Source organism: Mucilaginibacter sp. (assembly GCF_036568825.1).
Classification (GTDB): Bacteria; Bacteroidota; Bacteroidia; order Sphingobacteriales; family Sphingobacteriaceae; genus Mucilaginibacter.
Genome location: NZ_DATCRU010000098.1, coordinates 16,003 through 32,090, shown reverse-complemented (window position 1 = coordinate 32,090; position 16,088 = coordinate 16,003). Strand labels below are relative to the sequence as shown.

At 43.5% G+C, this 16,088-nt stretch carries 14 protein-coding genes and 1 pseudogene; 14 read left to right on the top strand and 1 reads right to left on the bottom strand.

Annotation, left to right across the window (positions count from 1 at the left end; all coding sequences use genetic code 11):
- Together VIM89_RS22010 and nirD are read left to right on the top strand one after the other, a co-directional pair.
- Nucleotides 1-371: pseudogene (locus tag VIM89_RS22010) on the top strand (nitrite reductase (NAD(P)H)); the annotation flags it as partial.
- 102 nt (nucleotides 372-473) lie between these two features.
- Nucleotides 474-827, top strand: coding sequence for a nitrite reductase small subunit NirD (gene nirD / locus VIM89_RS22005; RefSeq protein WP_488158347.1), 354 nt, complete (start codon nucleotides 474-476; stop codon nucleotides 825-827).
- On the opposite strand, the gene VIM89_RS22000 is transcribed toward nirD, so the two are convergent.
- On the bottom strand, nucleotides 824-1,510 hold the full coding sequence (locus tag VIM89_RS22000) for a Crp/Fnr family transcriptional regulator (RefSeq protein WP_488158346.1): 687 nt from the start codon (nucleotides 1,508-1,510) through the stop codon (nucleotides 824-826). The genes nirD and VIM89_RS22000 overlap by 4 nt on opposite strands.
- Before the next feature lie 511 nt (nucleotides 1,511-2,021).
- Here VIM89_RS22000 and VIM89_RS21995 point away from each other — a divergent pair.
- The 12 genes from VIM89_RS21995 (at nucleotide 2,022) to VIM89_RS21940 (ending at nucleotide 16,088) form a co-directional block, all read left to right on the top strand.
- A complete protein-coding gene (locus VIM89_RS21995; RefSeq protein WP_488158345.1) occupies nucleotides 2,022-3,356 on the top strand; it encodes a hypothetical protein in 1,335 nt (444 codons plus the stop codon).
- Nucleotides 3,357-3,372: 16 nt separating this feature from the next.
- Nucleotides 3,373-4,665 carry an MFS transporter gene (locus tag VIM89_RS21990; RefSeq protein ID WP_488158344.1) on the top strand — a complete coding sequence of 431 codons (1,293 nt, stop codon included), beginning with the start codon at nucleotides 3,373-3,375 and terminating at the stop codon, nucleotides 4,663-4,665.
- A gap of 16 nt (nucleotides 4,666-4,681) precedes the next feature.
- Complete coding sequence (locus VIM89_RS21985) at nucleotides 4,682-8,197, top strand: molybdopterin-dependent oxidoreductase (protein ID WP_488158343.1); 3,516 nt, start codon at nucleotides 4,682-4,684, stop codon at nucleotides 8,195-8,197.
- 8 nt (nucleotides 8,198-8,205) lie between these two features.
- Nucleotides 8,206-9,645, top strand: coding sequence for a rubredoxin (locus VIM89_RS21980; protein WP_488158342.1), 1,440 nt, complete (start codon nucleotides 8,206-8,208; stop codon nucleotides 9,643-9,645).
- Nucleotides 9,646-9,728: 83 nt separating this feature from the next.
- Entirely contained in the window at nucleotides 9,729-10,625 is an 897-nt protein-coding gene (locus tag VIM89_RS21975; RefSeq protein WP_488158341.1) for a cation diffusion facilitator family transporter, read from the top strand.
- A gap of 36 nt (nucleotides 10,626-10,661) precedes the next feature.
- Nucleotides 10,662-11,063: a hypothetical protein gene (locus tag VIM89_RS21970; RefSeq protein WP_488158340.1), complete on the top strand. Its 402-nt coding sequence runs from the start codon at nucleotides 10,662-10,664 to the stop codon at nucleotides 11,061-11,063.
- Between the two features lie 63 nt (nucleotides 11,064-11,126).
- Nucleotides 11,127-11,315, top strand: a complete 189-nt coding sequence (locus tag VIM89_RS21965) for a hypothetical protein (protein WP_488158339.1) — start codon at nucleotides 11,127-11,129, stop codon at nucleotides 11,313-11,315.
- A 70-nt stretch (nucleotides 11,316-11,385) separates the two neighbouring features.
- Nucleotides 11,386-11,901 carry a hypothetical protein gene (locus tag VIM89_RS21960; RefSeq protein WP_488158338.1) on the top strand — a complete coding sequence of 172 codons (516 nt, stop codon included), beginning with the start codon at nucleotides 11,386-11,388 and terminating at the stop codon, nucleotides 11,899-11,901.
- Nucleotides 11,902-11,930: 29 nt separating this feature from the next.
- Nucleotides 11,931-12,092: a hypothetical protein gene (locus VIM89_RS21955; protein ID WP_488158337.1), complete on the top strand. Its 162-nt coding sequence runs from the start codon at nucleotides 11,931-11,933 to the stop codon at nucleotides 12,090-12,092.
- A 31-nt stretch (nucleotides 12,093-12,123) separates the two neighbouring features.
- Nucleotides 12,124-12,780, top strand: a complete 657-nt coding sequence (locus VIM89_RS21950; RefSeq protein WP_488158336.1) for a (2Fe-2S)-binding protein — start codon at nucleotides 12,124-12,126, stop codon at nucleotides 12,778-12,780.
- Nucleotides 12,781-12,792: 12 nt separating this feature from the next.
- Nucleotides 12,793-13,776, top strand: coding sequence for an FAD binding domain-containing protein (locus VIM89_RS21945; RefSeq protein WP_488158335.1), 984 nt, complete (start codon nucleotides 12,793-12,795; stop codon nucleotides 13,774-13,776).
- Nucleotides 13,773-16,088, top strand: a complete 2,316-nt coding sequence (locus tag VIM89_RS21940; protein WP_488158334.1) for a xanthine dehydrogenase family protein molybdopterin-binding subunit — start codon at nucleotides 13,773-13,775, stop codon at nucleotides 16,086-16,088. The genes VIM89_RS21945 and VIM89_RS21940 overlap by 4 nt, the downstream gene beginning before the upstream one ends.

Below are 16,088 nucleotides of genomic sequence, written 5' to 3'. Positions count from 1 at the left end.
CAAAACCACAGCACGCACAACTGCTGGCTAGCGATATCGATAAAGACATGCTGGTTAAATACCTTGACCGCTTCCTGATGTTTTACATCAAAACCGCCGACCCGTTGACACGTACCGCAACCTGGCTAAACAAAATGGAAGGCGGATTAAGCTATCTGAAGAATGTGGTAATAAATGATAGTCTGGGAATCGGAGTATCACTGGAAGAAGAAATGCAGTCGCTGATCAACAGCTATCACTGCGAGTGGAAGGAAGTGGTAAACAGCCCTGAGTTAAGAAAACGCTTCGCACACTTCATCAACGCACCGGAAGAAAAAGATCCGACGGTACAATTTGAGCCGATGCGGGAGCAACTGAAGGCAAAATGGTAGAGTTGGTTCATTGGTTCATTGGTTCAATAGTTCATTGGTTGAATAGCTCAATAGCATTTAGAGTTTAGAATTTAGGTTTTAGCATTTAAAAAAAATCAGATTATGGAAACATTAGTAGATATCAAATGGGTGATGGCTTGCTATAGCGATGACATCCCGGAAAATGGCGGCGCTTGTGTTAAGCATGGCGATGAGCAAATTGCAATCTATAATTTTTCGCGCAGGGGCGAGTGGTTTGCTACGCAGAATCTTTGTCCGCACAAACAACAAATGGTTTTATCGCGCGGCATGATCGGTAGCACCGGCGAAGCATGTGAGCCGAAGGTAGCCTGCCCGTTCCACAAGAAAACATTTTCATTACTGACCGGTGAATGCCTGAGCGGGGAAGAATTCCAGATCAAAACTTATCCAGTGAAGGTTCAGGACGGAAGAGTATATATCGGCGTAGCAGCCTAATCAGCGGCTAGTTTGGCAAGTCCATCAAGGTCAGCAATTGCTATACTTTTTCCGGATAGCTTGATCAGCTTTTCTTTTACAAGCTCATTGATCATCCGGAAAACTGTTTCATAAGTTGCCCCTGCGAATGATGCCAGATCCTGGCGACTAAGGTCAATATTGATAAAACCTTTATCATCTTCGCCAAACATATCTTTTAAATGGAGAAGCGCTTCTGCTACTCTGCCTTTTACAGGCATGTGGGCCAGGTTGCGCATCTTCTTTTCTGACTCGTATAGTTCCTGCACTAAAAAGTGTATTAACTGCGCTGTAAACTCACTATTAGTTTTGAGTGTCGCTTCAAATAATTTAGTATCAATAAAGCAAACAACACTGGGTTCGAGCGCAGCTGCTGATATTGGATAAACCAAATTACTACCCAACCCCCGATGGCCAAGCATAGCGCCACCTTTTGCAAAACGTATGATCAGTTCTTTATCCTCATCCCATTTTTTATATACTTTCACACTTCCTGAGTATACAAAATACACCCCTGTCACAGGTTCTCCTTCTTTAAAAAGCACCTCACCTTTCTTCAATTTCAGATTTTTTTTACCTAAAGCTATCGCGGGCTGCCATTCTTTTAAACAATTTCGGCACATAAAACAACTATTGACGTCACAAATCGAAGTATTTTTCTTCATTTTCAATTAATTACAGTGTTAATTATACACTCTTACAACTAAAATCATTTCTTAATAGCCGTTTTTATACCTATGCCTAGATTTTAATGACAATTTTAGTTCTACTTTTTACAAAATGAATCAAAATTTTGACATTTTAAGAATAAATTCATCATTTATAATATTTATTTTACTCTAAGTAGCTAAATAATGTCAAAAATTACCTTACATAAATTTTATAAAATGTCATTTTGACTAATATACAAAGGAATTAATTTGAATTTTTTATAAAAAATCGACTTTTATATAATTTAAATCATAAAAATTTATCAAAACGATTGTTTTTATTGGAAAAACATATTAATCAGGGTATATTTATATCAAATTAACGACGTCGACAATTAAAATAGATTAAATTTTAACGCCTATGGTTAAAATCTAAATAAAAGACAAAAAAAATCCCCGTCCGGAGGTCGCAGTCCAGACAGGGTTAACAGTTTTTCTTGCTTTAACAAATAAAAAACTAAATCAAATGTACAAAAATGTATTAAATCAAGGCATTGTTGTGCTGATTATCTTGTTTGGATCATGTTTTTCCGCATTTTCTCAAACGGTCGCCGCAAACACTTCAACAACAAGTGCCTCAGCCGATAATAAATCGGATCATCCACCCGCGGCAAACGCAGCAACCACTGAATCACAAGAAACAGATACTACCTGGAAACCCGTACGCCGTTTATGGGGTTATGCCTTCGGCGATTTTTATTATAACGCCCACGCCGATGCCGCCAACAGAGGAGCGGAAACCAACTACAATGGCGTACCCACTTACCGTAATGCTTTCCAGTTCCGCCGCCTCTATCTCGGATACGATTATGACATCACAAAGAAATTTGCAGTCGAGGTACTCTTAGCCTCTGAACCAAATGCAAATACGGGTTCAGCTACCGGGACAACCATTTCTAACAGCGATAACCTGGTTGATAATAAAATGGCATTCTATATTAAAAACTTTGCCCTTAGGGTGCGGAGCATCTGGAATGGAACCGACCTGGTATTGGGTGAGACCTTAACACCTTCCTTCCCGTTGCTAACAGAAAAAATATGGGGATACCGCTCTATTGAAAGAACTATTTCCGATTTTCATCGCACAAATGCTTACGATGTTGGCGCGGAACTGCAAGGTGTTTTCGATCCGGCAACTAAAAATTTTGGCTACAATATCCTTATCGGAAATAATGCAGCAGGAAGCAGCGCCGCCCTGGGATCAGCGACCAATCCCGCTACAGGCTTTTACAAGGCATTCTATGGCGATGTGTACGGCAAGTTCCTCAATCAAACCCTGATCATCGACCTGTATGCCGATTACATGCGCACTGCACCAGCTACGGCATTAGTAGGTGGACAGTCGCGTAATATGTTTAAGGGATTTGTAGCCTATACCACGCCAAAGATCACCTTTGGACTGGAAGCCTATACCCAGGAAATAGCTAACGGTGTAACAAACACGACCACCCTGAAATCAGAAAACGCACGCGTGAATGCTATTTCGGTTTACGCACACGGCGCTATTTGTAAAGATAAGCTGGGGTTCTTCGCACGATATGATGGTTATAATCCAGACAATGATTATAACGCTGCCGATACTTATACAGTGAATACCAATCTGCCGGCATACAGCCCATCAACCAAAGAGCATTTTTATACAGCAGGATTGGACTTCACGCCTGCTAAGAGTGTTCATTTTGAACCTAATCTCTGGCTGATTCAATATACAGATCAACGCGATAAAACTGCGCCCAATTACATACCGGAAAGCCATGTGCTGGTTTACCGGCTGACCTTCTTTTACATTTTCGGCAAATAATTAAGGAGAAATTACAATGAAGAATCAACTCACTAAGCTCAACATATTTTCGCTGAAAGGCATACAGATGCGCACCTTCCACATTACCTGGCTGATGTTCTTTGTGTGCTTTTTTGGCTGGTTCGGTCTGGCGCCATTGATGCCAACTATCCGCGCCGAACTGCATTTAACTAAAGCAATGGTTGGCAATACCATTATTGCTTCCGTGGCATCAACTATTATTGCCCGTCTCATCATCGGTAAACTGTGCGATACCTGGGGGCCGAGGAAAACCGCTGTAAGATTATTGCTTGTAGGTTCACTACCCGTTTTCCTGGTTGGACTGGCACATGATTATACCACCTTTTTATTATTCCGCTTAGCGATAGGCGTTATCGGCGCTTCGTTCGTCATCACGCAGTTCCATACTTCGATGATGTTTGCGCCTAATATTAAAGGTACCGCCAATGCGGTAACCGGCGGCTGGGGCAACCTGGGTGGAGGCGTAACCAATATGGTGATGCCGCTGATATTTGCCGCTATCGTTGGTTTTGGTTATACCAAAGCTGAGGCCTGGCGCTATGCCATGATCGTGCCCGGAGTAATGATGCTGATCATCGCCTTCTTTTATTACAAATTCACTAAAGATACTCCTGAGGGAAACTATGATGAAATCGGTTATACCAAATCTAAATCAGGCAAAACTGATTGGACTGTACTGGCCGACTGGCGTATTTGGGCACTAATGATGGCCTATGCCATGTGCTTTGGTATGGAGATCACTTTTGATAATGTAGCCTCACTGCACTTTGTGGATTCGTTTCATCTTTCGCAAAGCAGCGCCGGTTTTTGGGCCGGGATATTCGGCTTCATGAACATTTTTGCGCGCGCTTTAGGCGGAATTGTATCAGACAAAGTTGGTGGGAAATTCGGTATGCGCGGCAAAGGACTGCTGCTTGCCTGTGTATTGTTATTAGAAGGCTGCGGATTGTTATTGTTCGCTCAGGCAGGCTCGCTGGTGGCAGCTATCGGCTTTATGCTGATGTTCGCGCTGTTCCTCAAAATGTCAAATGGCGCTACTTATGGTATCGTTCCCTTTATCAATGCAAAAAATGTGGGCCTGGTAAGTGGCATTGTTGGTGCTGGTGGTAACCTGGGCGGGATGCTGTTTGGCTTCCTGTTCAAATCAACTTCCATTACTTACATACAGGCGTTCACCTATATTGGTTATACGGTGATCATTGTTTCGCTGATCATACTGATCACTCGGTTCAGGAGAGATACTGTAATAGAAGAAAGTACGCAACGAGTAGTTGCAGGAGTAGCATAAAACAAAATAGATAACCATGTCCGCAAATAAAAACAATAACAAACTTACGTCAACCTGCTGTTACTGCGGGGTTGGCTGCGGCGTGGTTATCAACAAGGAGAAGAACGGCACTGTTTCGCTCGAGGGTAACAAAGATTACCCGGTTAATAAAGGAATGCTTTGCAGCAAGGGCATGAACCTGCATTATACCGTTAATGACCGAAGCGACAGGCTTCTGTACCCCCAAATGCGATACAACCGGAGCATGCCGATGCAAAGGGTGAGCTGGGATGAGGCGCTCGACCGGGCGGCGGCTGTCTTCAAAACTTTTATCAATAAATATGGCCCCGATTCGGTGGCCTTTTATGCTTCGGGGCAATGCCTCACCGAGGAGTATTATGTAATCAATAAGCTGATGAAGGGATTCATTGGTAGCAATAATATTGATACCAATTCGCGCTTGTGTATGAGCAGCGCAGTGGCTGCTTATAAAATGGCTTTGGGTGAAGATTCTGTTCCAGTTTGTTATGATGATATCGAACTGGCTGATTGTTTTTATGTGATTGGCGCCAATCCTGCCTGGTGTCACCCAATTTTATGGCGAAGGGTTGAAGCACATAAAGCGGCTAATCCTGACGCGAAAATCATCATTGTCGATCCACGCATTACCGATAGCTGTTCGGTGGCTGATTTGCATTTACAGATCAATCCGGGAACGGATATTACTTTAAATCACGCAATTGGTCGCTTGTTGATCGAAAACGGCGATATCGATATTGATTTTATACGGAACCATTCAGAAGGTTTTGAAGCTTATAGTTCGTTGGTATTTAAGCGGACGGTAGGCGAAGCAGCAGAAATCTGCGGATTGAATGAACATGATATCCGTTTAGCTGCCAAATATATTGGCGAGGCAAAAGGCTTTATCTCAATGTGGACGATGGGGCTGAACCAAAGCGCAATAGGCGTAAATAAAAATCTAAGTCTGATCAACCTGAATTTAATAACCGGCCATATCGGAAAACCAGGTTCGGGACCATTATCGCTTACCGGGCAGCCGAATGCTATGGGCGGTCGCGAAGTTGGCGGATTGGCTAACCTTTTGCCTGCACACCGTGATCTTAAAAATCCACAGCACCGCGAAGAAGTTCAAAAGTTTTGGGGCGGAGTTACCATCAACCCTAACCCTGGTTTGACGGCAACAGAAATGTTCAAAGCTTTGGAAGATGGCAGTTTAAAGGCGATATGGATATTATGTACCAACCCAATCACCAGTTTGCCAAATGTGCGCCAGGTAGAGCAGGCTCTAAAAAAAGCCAAGTTTGTAGTGGTTCAGGAGATTAGCGATAAACCTGAAACGCTGGCCTTTGCTGATGTGATACTTCCTGCTGCTGCCTGGGCCGAGAAGGAAGGTACGATGACTAATTCAGAGCGACGAATCAGCTATCTGAATAAAATTGTGGAACCTCCGGGCGAAGCTTTGCTTGATTCGGAGATCATTTGCCGTTTCGCCCAAAAAATGGGTTATAAAGGCTTCGATTTTGAAAACGCTGCAGCCATTTACGCCGAACATGCAAAACTGACTTCAAAAACCAATATTGATATCAATGGGCTTAGTCACGATATCATCAAGGAACAAGGCTCGGTGCAATGGCCATATAAAAAGAAAGGCAAGGTTGTCGGCACGCCGCGACTGTTTACAGAAAAATCATTCTACACCTACTCAAAAAAGGCAATCATTCATGCTGTTCCAGACTACCATGTAAGCGAGAGAACAGATAATGATTATCCTTTCATCCTGACTACCGGCCGTATCCGCGATCAGTGGCATACCATGAGTAAAACGGGAAAGGTGAATAAGCTCAACCAGCATCTCAATGAAGCGTTTGTCGAGATCAATCCTGCGGATGCAAAAGCATTGAAACTGAATGACGGTGATGTTGCGGTTATCACATCCCGCAGAGGTGACGTAAGGGTTAAAGCGAAAATAACTCCAGGAATTAAGAAAGGCGTCATCTTCCTTCCCATGCATTGGGGCAAAATACTGGGCAGCGATCTTAATCGTGCTAATAACATAACCAATGATATTGTCGATCCGATATCGAAAGAGCCTGACTTTAAATACTGCGCTGTTAATGTTCAGAAATATAAAAAGCCTCATCAGCGCATTATCGTAGTTGGTGCTGGTGCCGGGGCATTTGGCTTTGTGAAATCCTACCGTGAATTGAACGCGGATGACGAGATCACTATTTTCAGCAAGGAGAATTTCCCTTTCTATAATCGCGTGCAATTGCCAGACTACATCAGTGGCGAACTGCAATGGGAACAGCTTGTGAAAATGAAGGATTCGGAAGAGCCTGCTTACAATATTCGCATGTTGAGAGGTGTAAGTATTGAGAGGATTGATCGCAACAACAAGCAGGTTATCGACTCACGCGGGCTCAAACATTTTTACGATATCTTAATACTCGCCACCGGCAGCAGTCCGGCGCGGCCAAAGAATGTGCCTGCATTGCCGGGCATATTCACCATGCGCAGCCGTAACGATGCTGATAACTTTAAAAAGCACATGCCTACCAATGGGCATGTGGTGATAGTTGGCGGCGGATTACTGGGTTTGGAAATGGCAGCCGCGCTTCGTGAAATGGGGACAAAAGTTACTATTATCCACCGTACCTCCAGATTTCTGAATAAACAATTGGACGCTTTGGGGAGCCAACTACTAAGCGAAGAAATGGCCGACCAGGGCTGCGATATTTATTACAACGATGAAGTGCAGCTTTATTATGGCAGGTCTAAACTATCAGGCATCGGCTTACGAAGCGGGCGAAAGATTGATTGCGATGCGATGATCATCGCAATCGGCACATCACCCAATATAGAGCTCGCAAAAAACAGCGGGATCGATTGCAAGCGCGGCGTAATCGTTAACGAACGCATGCAAACCAGTGATCCGGACATTTATGCAGTTGGTGAAATTGCAGAACACGAAGGAGACCTGTACGGGTTCACAGCCGCAGCTGAACAGCAGGCCGAAGTCGTTGCCAAATACCTGAACGGTGATATTGCCAGTTATTATAAAGGCACCACGCTAATGAACATCATTAAAATCCATGGATTCGATCTATGCAGCATTGGTATGTCTGAATGCCCGACGGATGGCAATTACGAGGAGATCATTTTTATCGACAAAGCCAAGCGTTATTATAAAAAGTGTATCATCCATGAGGATAAACTGGTTGGCGCTACACTTATTGGCGACAAAAGCGAGTTCCTTGAATTCAAAGAGCTAATATCCAACAAAATTGAACTCAGTGAGAAACGTCTTCAGCTATTGCGCAGTGGCAATAAAGCCGACCCGGTACTAGGGAAACCGGTGTGCAGCTGCAATAATGTGGGCAGCGAAAACATCAATAAAAAAATAGCCGAAGGCTGCGACAATATGAAGGACTTATGTGCCTCAACCGGGGCAGGAACAGGTTGTGGTTCATGCCGTCCGGAAGTAAAGAGATTACTGGACGAAGCATTGAAAAAACTGGTTCCGCAGAGTTAACAGAGATTATGGAGCACATCATCAAAATAAATTTACCGGGAGGCTATGTTTCAGCAGGTGACTTGTATGAAATATTGCTGATCGCAGAAAATGTTGGTGCAAAACATATCCGTTTTGGCAATCGCCAGCAGCTCTATTTCAGTATAAAAAATAGTGATCTGGAAACCCTGGAGATGGAAATGCTGCGTATGGGCGTAGCTTATGAAGTGGATATCGACGAATACGCCAATATCATCAGCTCCTATGTTTGCGACACCATTTTCAGTAATGAAAGCTGGCTGAAAGAAGGTGTTTACCGGGACATTTTTGATCTGTTCAATCATCAACCACGGCTTAAGATCAACCTGGCCGATCAACAGCAAACTTTTGTGCCATTCTTTAGCGGCAACTTAAATTTTATTTCGTCCGAAGTAAGCAACTACTGGCATTTTTATATACGGTTCCCAAAAACGAACCAGTTTTATCATTGGCCGTCGTTAGTTTATTCGGATGATATAGCCTTGCTGGCTAAGATCACTGAAGACGTGATTTTTAATCAGAAAGAGCATTTTTTTGATCAGCAAAAGGTTAATGAGTTGTTTTTCTATAAAACGGTTAGTTCAAAAATACCGACCTCGCTTAATCATCGCAGTGAACCACTTAAATTACCCGACTTTTACCTCCCCTACTATGAAGGTTTTAACAAATACGGCAATAACAAATACTGGCTCGGAGTTTACCGCCGAAATGAACTCTTTCCGCTGGAATTTCTGAAAGATGTTTGCAATCTGTGTATTAAAACCAGGAACGGTCAGATCTATACCACGCCCTGGAAGTCGATCATCATCAAAGGCATCGAGCAAGCTGATCGTATTGCCTGGGGAGCTATTCTCGACAGGTACAGGCTCAATGTTCGCCATGCAGCTAACGAGCTTAACTGGCAGATAGAAGACCTGTGCGAAGAAGGCCTCAACCTGAAACAACAATTAGTTCGGGAATTTGAAGAAGCCGACCTGCGCACTTACCGGCTCAGCTTTGCCATAAAAACACAGCCTAAAACGGGGCTTTTGGGCTCGATAGTGATTAAAAAACAATCGGATGGTATATTTGCAATACAGCATACCCGTGATTTCAACCCGAATAATAAAAATCTTATTTCCTACAAAGACGGAGTGAATATGTCCGACCTCGCGCTCAATCTTGTAGAACTTTGCGAGCATTATTATTCGACCTCAGTTAAGGACACCGGACAGGTTAATCCCAATGAAAGTAAAAAGGACAACAAGGAAACCATCAATCATCGCAGGGTGCATCAATGCAAAAACTGTCTCAGCATTTATGATGAGCGATATGGTGATGAACTGAACGGAATTCCCGCCGGTACGCGCTTCGAAAGCATCGAAAATTATAGTTGCCCGGTTTGTGAAACGGCGAAAGAAGAATTTGAAATTATTGAGGCTGTTATATAAATAGCCGGCTAGCAGCCTGTTCCCTATTCAGCCGCCTAACATTCCATCATCCTTTATGTTATTACAAAATTGGATTAGCATAAATGGAATCACGTTTTTTCATATATGTATCATTGGTGGTCGACTCACTTATCGCCGTATTTAAATTTATTGCGGCATACTTTACAGCGAGTTCTTCCATGCTGTCGGAAGGAATACATTCCGTTATCGACCTCACTAGTCAGCTTTTGCTGATCTGGGGAATAAGAACCAGTCGCAGATCGCCGAGCTCTGAACGCCCGTTTGGTTACGGCCGTGAATTTTATTTCTGGTCATTCATCGTCTCGCTTATGATTTTTAGTATGGGCGGTTGCATATCAGTTTATGAAGGGTTTACACGTATGAGCAAGCCACAGATGGAAGGAAACGTTACCTGGAATTATGCCGTTTTGGCCTTTGCTTTTGTGTTTAATATGATCTCCATGTTTGCGGCCTTAAAGGTATTCAACAAGCGGCGTAGTGAGATGCCATTCTGGGAAGCAGTGATCAAAACAAAAGACCCGTCAACCATCATTGTTTTATTGGGCGATTTTGGCGATCTGTTAGGCCTTATTATTGCCTTCCTGGGCATATTTTTAGGGCGGTTGCTTAACAAACCGTATTATGATGGAATAGCATCAATGATTATCGGTGTTATACTTATCGTAACCTCAGCGATATTGATACGTGAGAGCAAAAGTTTATTAATGGGAGAAACAACCAGCAGAAAAACTTTGCGGGGAATTATCAAACTAACAGAAGCTGATGCAGCAGTTATTAAGGTAAAAAAGCACTTTTCAACTTATCTGTCTCCGGAAGAAGTTCTTTTACAATTAAATACAGTTTTCAAAGACGATCTTACTACTCATGAAATAACTGACGCTGTTCAGCGGATAATCAAAAGTATAAAGAAGGAATTTCCGCGGGTAAAGCAAATATTTATCGAGCCCGTCGCAAAGTGATAAAAACCCTCATTGCTTTAAAATGTTGAATAATTGATGACCAATATTTATTACGAAATATGGGCCGATGCGATCAGGATGACTAAAAAGAAGGATTCTGATCAATGGAAAGTGGCTACGCTTATCCCAATGTCTATTTTGCATGGCGTTAACCTGCTGGCTATTTTATTTTTCCTCAGGGGAATTTTGGGCAGGCACTGGCCGCTTTTTGTCCCGGTAAAAATATTCAGGGATGTTATCCTGAATGATGCCGTTTCAATCATCTTAACTTTCATTTTACCATTTCTTATACTCAACTACCTGCTTATTTTTAGCAATAACAGGTACCAGCAGATCATCCGGTTTTATAAGGGTAAAAATGGCCGGCTGTATAAGTTGTATATTTTGGTAAGCCTGGGCATTATTGTTATCCCTTTCGCTTTCAAGCTGATATTTTGAAGGTAATCAGACAAGCTTTTTAAAACCATAGAATATTGACAAGGTTATTATTTAAAAGGAGAGATGATGACTGCAGCTGATAAAAAAAGTAAGAAAAAGAAATCAGGGAAAGACGCCGTGAAACCGGATATGCTGATGAGTGAAGATATGAAGCATTCGCTTTTGTCTGAACACACAAAAAAGCATGGTAAGCCTGCGAATGAGAGCGAATTTTATCATAAGAAAATAAGCCCTCATCCTGATGAAAAGTAGAATATTGATTGATTTTTGAAAACATTAGTGCGTCTCAGTCATTAATATTTTATATCAATATTCTATTACCATGGTAAGTGAAAACGAAACAGAAGAAGAGAAAAAACCTGCAGAACAACCTGCAAACTCTGACAAACCTAATGCCTACCGGGTTGATGATGATAATAACCTGGAGGAAAAAGATCTGAAAAGAAGTTACCTGTTCGGCGATGCCAAAATGAAAGATGTCAATGCACCCGGTATGGAAGGACAAGGTATGGGCGGACAAAGTTTTGGCGAAAATAACCTGACGCCCGCTGGAAACGACAAAGCAAACCCACCGCAAAATGCCGGTGAGGATAATGCTTATTTCCGTCGGACCCAACCTGCCGAAGAACATCCTGAAGATGAAAATTTTATAGCGCGTAACCAGGAAGGCAGCCCGGGTGATCAAGAGTCAGAACCCAATATTCCCGGACCACAGGAATTGCCCGATCAACAAAAAGTTGGTGAAAACACAGATCAGCAGGATAATCATAAACCCAACCCACAAGAGGAGTACCGGGAAGGTACTGTAGATAATGACGGTCAGACCAACCCAGATTAGAAGTTCTGAAATTAAATGCGATTGAAACTATGAATACAAATTTACAGGTAGGCCAAAAAGTGCTGACACCTGATGGTGAAGGTACAATTGAACAAATTAACGGTGAAATGATCACCGTAAAACTGGATAACGGGCAAAAAATTAAGGTCTATTACGCAAACCAGGTTGAAGATAATTCTAACGCCGGATGAATAATGTTTTGGAAACATAAGCCTATTGGCAATGTTTTTTTATAAACAGATCACCGTGGAAGAACATGATATCACCTCTGCTGAAGAGGAAAATGAAACCAGGAAAGGCAGTACGCGCCGTGAATTCCTTACACAACTGGGCGTCGCGGGAGCAGGTTTAACCTTAACACCCCTATTTGGTCACACTGCGGAAACAGAGCAGGAAATCGAAAACCCATCAGCTATCGAAGTCACTTCCTATACGTTGGACATCAATGATAGAAGATATCCGATGAATATCGATTCGCGGGTAACCTTACTGGATGCATTGCGCGAACGACTGGGATTGACCGGGACCAAAAAAGGGTGCGACCATGGACAGTGCGGCGCATGTACGGTTCTGATCGATGGGCGAAGAATAAACTCCTGTCTTACTCTGGCGGCAATGTGCGAAGGCTCAAAAATTACAACAATTGAAGGTTTGGCAAAGGGTGATGATCTTCATCCGATGCAGGCTGCATTTTTAAAGCATGATGGCTTTCAATGCGGATATTGTACACCCGGGCAGATCTGTTCAGCAGTGGGTTTGATCAACGAAGGTCATGCGCATAGTGATGCTGAGATCAGGGAACAAATGAGTGGTAATATCTGCCGCTGCGGCGCTTATCAATATATATTGGCAGCTATTAAAGAAGTTCAACATGCTTAATCATTTCGCCTTATGGAACCATTCAAATTTTTAAGGGCCGAAAGCGATGCTTCAGCTTTAACAGCAGCACATAGCAGGGATACAAAATATATAGCAGGCGGCACCAATCTGCTCGACCTGATGAAGCTGGATATCGAAACACCTTCCCAACTGGTGGATATCAACAGATTGCCATTGAACCAGGTTGAAGAATTACCAAATGGCGGCGTACGCATTGGTGCATTGGTAAAAAACAGCGACCTGGCATATCATCCGGCAATAAAACAAAAATACCCGGTCTTATCCGAAGCTTTACTTGCGGGCGCTTCGCCTCAATTGCGGAATATGGCATCGGTAGGTGGCAATCTGATGCAGCGTACACGTTGTCCGTATTTCTACAATACTGATTTTGCCTGCAACAAGCGTATGCCTGGTTCGGGCTGTGCTGCAATTGATGGTTATAACCGGAGCAATGCCGTATTAGGCACGAGTGACAAATGTATTGCCACGCATCCTTCGGACATGTGCGTGGCGCTTTCCGCATTAGGAGCGACCATACATGTTCAGGGTGAAGGCGGAACGCGTATTATTCCTTTCAATGAGTTTCATTTGCTTCCGGGACAAACGCCACATCTGGAGCATTCGCTTAAGCCAGGTGAGTTGATCACTCATGTTAATATACCGGCTATTCCATATGCGTCGAGATCACATTATCTAAAAGTACGTGATAGGCAGTCGTATGAATTCGCACTGGCTTCAGCTGCAGTGATTCTGAATATTAAGAATGGAAGAATAGAAAATGCGCATATAGCCATGGGTGGCGTTGGAACCAAACCCTGGCGATCAGCAGCAGCTGAAAAAGCATTGATCGCAAACACAGCTAATGAACAGAATTATCGTAAAGCAGCTGAAGCAGCCTTAGGCGAGGCCAAAGGCCATAAGGATAATGCATTTAAAATTGAGCTGGCAAAACGTACGCTGGTACGCGCATTAAAAATTACAGGAGGTATGTCATGAATCCAACTATTGGGCTGCCTATCGACCGGGTTGATGGTAAATTAAAAGTGACAGGGGCAGCAACCTATGCCGCCGAATTTCCGGTAAAGAACCTGGCACATGGTGTTTGTATCAGCAGCACAATAACCAAAGGGCGAATTAAAAGCATTGATACCCGCAAGGCCGAAAAAATGCCGGGTGTCATTGGTGTGATGACTTATCAGAATGCCATGCAACTGCATTTTCCTTCAGGTTCTGATGGCAAATTTGCAGAAAAAGACTTGCTTCCATTACAAAGCGACCGTGTATTTTATGGCGGTCAGCACATTGCAGTTGTGGTTGCCGAGAGTTTTGAACAGGCTGAGCATGCCGCTGCGCTTGTAAAAATCGAATATGAAATTCAGCCTGCAGCTATCGGTCTTGAAAAAAATATACATACTGCTTATAAACCGGCCGCTGGCTTGGGCGGACAAGAAACACAAGTAAAAAGAGGAGAATTTGAAACCGGGTTCAACAGTGCTGCGGTGAAGACTGATGAAACCTATACTACGCCCGTCTACCATCACAACGCAATGGAGCCGCATGCTACTATTGCAGCGTGGGACGGTGATAAACTGACGGTTTATGATGCCACGCAATCCGTTATGGGAGTAAAATCATTGCTTACCTCTATTTTGGGGATACCTGCCGAAAAAGTGCAGGTTTATGCATTGTACATTGGCGGAGGTTTTGGTTCAAAAGGATTTACCTGGCCAAATACGCTGTTGGCACCGATGGCCGCAAAACAATTTAACCGGCCGGTAAAGATCGTTCTTGCACGGCAGCAAATGTTTTCTACCGCAGGCAGACGTACACAAACCGTTCAAAGAATTTCATTGGGTGCCGATCAAAGCGGAAAGCTGACAGCAGTAAAACATGCAACCACCGCGGAAACATCATTTGTTGATGAATTTGTTGAACCTGCCGGAATAGCAACGACTATGATCTATAGTTGTCCTAACCTGGAGGTAAGCCACGAGATCGTCCGGCTCAATCGCGGAACACCTTGCCCTACCCGCGCTCCAGGCGAGGCACCGGGCACTTATGCTTTGGAGGTGGCAATGGATGAGCTCGCCAATAAATTAAAAATGGATCCCATCCAATTTCGAATGGTGAACTATGCTGAAACAGACGAACACAAAAAGAAACCATTCTCAGAAAAAAGCCTAAAAGAGTGTTATCAAAAAGGTGCGGATGCTATAGGCTGGAATAATCGTAAAGCTGAGCCCGGTACTTTAAAAGAAAATGGCTACCTGGTTGGCTACGGCATGGCTACTGCTACTTATCCTGCCAACAGAAGTGCATCCTCAGCAAAAGCAACAATATTCGCCGATGGGCATGCTGAAATTTTATGCGGGACACAGGATATAGGCACAGGTACTTATACCGTAATGACACAAGTGGCTGCTGATGCTTTTGCATTGCCTGTTGATAAGGTAAAAGTGAAACTGGGCAATAGTTCTTACCCAAAAGGCGCACAATCAGGTGGCTCACAGGTGTCTGCAAGTGTTGGCCCGCCGATACGGGCAGCGGCGTTAGGTGCAGTTGCTAAATTGATCGATCTCGCTATTGCTGATCAATCATCACCTTTACATGGCCACAAGGCAGAGGATATTGTGGCAGAAAATGGCAGTATTCACTTGAAAGATAATGCGAATAAGGGGGAAAGCTATTCAGCGATATTAAATCGTAAAGGCCTGGACAAGCTGGAGGCAGAAGCAAAAACCAATGTTTCCACCCGTCAGCAGGGTCCGCCAACACCAGCAGTACCGGGTAGTCCAGAGGCAAAAATTGAGGAAGAAAGTAAAACTAATGCAGCTGTGCAAGAGGATGAGAAAACCGATCGTAAAGGTCACTCTTTTCATTCGTTCGGAGCACAGTTTGCAAAAGTATTGGTCGACCCGGATTTAGGGACTGTTAAAATTGATAAACTGGTTGCGATAATGGACATAGGCAAAGTGATGAACCTTAAAACTGCCACCAACCAGATCATGGGCGGAATGATCTTTGGCATCGGGATGGCCCTAATGGAAAATACGCAATATGATTCCAATAATGGTAGGGTGGTAACACGCGATCTGGCTCAATACCTTGTTCCGGTACACGCGGATATTCCTGAGATCGAAGTGCAATTTATCGATAAACCCGACCCGTATATTTCACCCATCGGTGCAAGGGGAATCGGAGAGATAGGTATCACAGGAATAACAGCTGCGATAGCTAACGCTATTTATAATGCAACCGGCAAGCGGGTTCGTGACCTACCCATTACACCTGACAAATTGATCGCATAA

What these genes read in the sequence shown, in the direction of transcription:
- nirD (WP_488158347.1), top strand. Translation starts at nt 474, where the DNA reads ATGGAAACATTAGTAGATATCAAATGGGTGATGGCTTGCTATAGCGAT.
- VIM89_RS22000 (WP_488158346.1), bottom strand. Translation starts at nt 1,510, where the DNA reads ATGAAGAAAAATACTTCGATTTGTGACGTCAATAGTTGTTTTATGTGC.
- VIM89_RS21995 (WP_488158345.1), top strand. Translation starts at nt 2,022, where the DNA reads ATGTACAAAAATGTATTAAATCAAGGCATTGTTGTGCTGATTATCTTG.
- VIM89_RS21990 (WP_488158344.1), top strand. Translation starts at nt 3,373, where the DNA reads ATGAAGAATCAACTCACTAAGCTCAACATATTTTCGCTGAAAGGCATA.
- VIM89_RS21985 (WP_488158343.1), top strand. Translation starts at nt 4,682, where the DNA reads ATGTCCGCAAATAAAAACAATAACAAACTTACGTCAACCTGCTGTTAC.
- VIM89_RS21980 (WP_488158342.1), top strand. Translation starts at nt 8,206, where the DNA reads ATGGAGCACATCATCAAAATAAATTTACCGGGAGGCTATGTTTCAGCA.
- VIM89_RS21975 (WP_488158341.1), top strand. Translation starts at nt 9,729, where the DNA reads ATGGAATCACGTTTTTTCATATATGTATCATTGGTGGTCGACTCACTT.
- VIM89_RS21970 (WP_488158340.1), top strand. Translation starts at nt 10,662, where the DNA reads ATGACCAATATTTATTACGAAATATGGGCCGATGCGATCAGGATGACT.
- VIM89_RS21965 (WP_488158339.1), top strand. Translation starts at nt 11,127, where the DNA reads ATGATGACTGCAGCTGATAAAAAAAGTAAGAAAAAGAAATCAGGGAAA.
- VIM89_RS21960 (WP_488158338.1), top strand. Translation starts at nt 11,386, where the DNA reads ATGGTAAGTGAAAACGAAACAGAAGAAGAGAAAAAACCTGCAGAACAA.
- VIM89_RS21955 (WP_488158337.1), top strand. Translation starts at nt 11,931, where the DNA reads ATGAATACAAATTTACAGGTAGGCCAAAAAGTGCTGACACCTGATGGT.
- VIM89_RS21950 (WP_488158336.1), top strand. Translation starts at nt 12,124, where the DNA reads ATGTTTTTTTATAAACAGATCACCGTGGAAGAACATGATATCACCTCT.
- VIM89_RS21945 (WP_488158335.1), top strand. Translation starts at nt 12,793, where the DNA reads ATGGAACCATTCAAATTTTTAAGGGCCGAAAGCGATGCTTCAGCTTTA.
- VIM89_RS21940 (WP_488158334.1), top strand. Translation starts at nt 13,773, where the DNA reads ATGAATCCAACTATTGGGCTGCCTATCGACCGGGTTGATGGTAAATTA.